The following is a 1,376-nucleotide window of genomic DNA, read 5'->3' as shown; positions in this document are numbered from 1 at the left end:
CTTTAGCACCATGAAATGAGCCTTAATAAGAACAGTTTTAACCCAAATCAAATTCTATTCGAAATAGGCTTACCGGGAGTGTAATATTAACTGTGTAAGTAAGGAATGCGTACGGTTCCTTACTCACACAGTTTTTTATTTGATAGAATAATAAGTATAAAGCTAAAGGAGTGGTTTCAGTGGGGAAATTGAAAAGAGATCCGAACTCCGTAGAATTAGCTAACAAGATTATCGAACAGTATCAGCCTAAATCAGTAGAAGATATGCAAGAAGCATTAAAAGACATATTTGGTCCCATGTTTGAGTCAATGCTAAAAGGTGAAATGAATCACCATTTGGGCTATGAAAAAGAAACAAGAAATAGAAGAAATGGATATGGCAAAAAGATCGTGAAAACAACGGCAGGAGAAGTTGAAATTGCAGTCCCCCGTGATCGTGATGGTTCATTTGAACCGCAGTTGATTCCAAAGCGTAAAAGAGATGTATCCTCTATAGAGGATAAGGTCATTTCGATGTATGCCAGAGGAATGTCACAACGAGACATTTCTTCCACGATAGAAGACATCTATGGCTTTTCTGTATCTCATGAAATGGTATCCGACATTACGGATACTGTACTTCCTAATTTAGAAGAGTGGCAAAATCGTCCCTTAAGTAACTGTTACCCTTTTGTGTTTGTCGATTGTCTTTACACAACCATTCGTAATGACTATGAAACGAAGAAGTATGCCGTTTACACAATACTAGGATATACCATAGAAGGTAAAAAGGACATTCTAGGTTTGTGGTTGAATGAAACGGAAAGTAAACATAAATGGATGCAAATTTTTGATGAAATCAAATCTCGTGGTGTAGAAGATATCTTCTTTCTCTCAATGGATGGCGTTAGTGGTCTGGAAGAAGGAGCACGTGCGATTTTTCCTGATGTGACCGTACAGAGATGTATTGTTCATTTAATTCGAAATTCGATTAAGTATATACCAAGTAAAGACTACAAGCCTTTTACTGCTGCCTTAAAGAAAGTGTATGGAGCTCCAAGCCTTAAGGCTTGTCACAGTGCATTTGAATCTTTTGAAAAGCAGTGGTCTACGTACCCTGGAGCTGTAGACGTATGGAAACGAAACTTTTCTCATGTGGAACAACTTTTCGATTATGGTGGTAATATTCGTAAAATCATGTACACTACAAATGCCGTTGAAAGTATCCACTCTAGCTTTCGAAAAGTCACGAAAAAAGGAGCATTCCCCCATGAGAATGCCCTATTAAAAATATTGTTTTTACGAACAAAAGAATTAGAAAAGAAATGGGATGGTGGACGCATCCAGCAATGGGCTATGGTCATGAATCAACTATTAGTTCATGACCACCTAAAGGAA

General features: G+C 37.6%; 1 protein-coding gene. It reads left to right on the top strand.

Going from position 1 to position 1,376, the window contains the following annotated elements; all coding sequences use genetic code 11:
* Window positions 1-170: 170 nt before the first annotated feature.
* The coding region (locus tag ACFWZ2_RS43650; protein WP_384555362.1) for an IS256-like element ISBsu2 family transposase at window positions 171-1,376 on the top strand (1,206 nt) is incomplete at its 3' end.

It is taken from the genome of Streptomyces sp. NPDC059002 (assembly GCF_042740435.1).
Taxonomy (GTDB): domain Bacteria; phylum Actinomycetota; class Actinomycetes; order Streptomycetales; family Streptomycetaceae; genus Streptomyces.
Note: the sequence above shows the minus strand (reverse complement) of the source record. Positions and strands in the feature narration are given on the sequence as shown.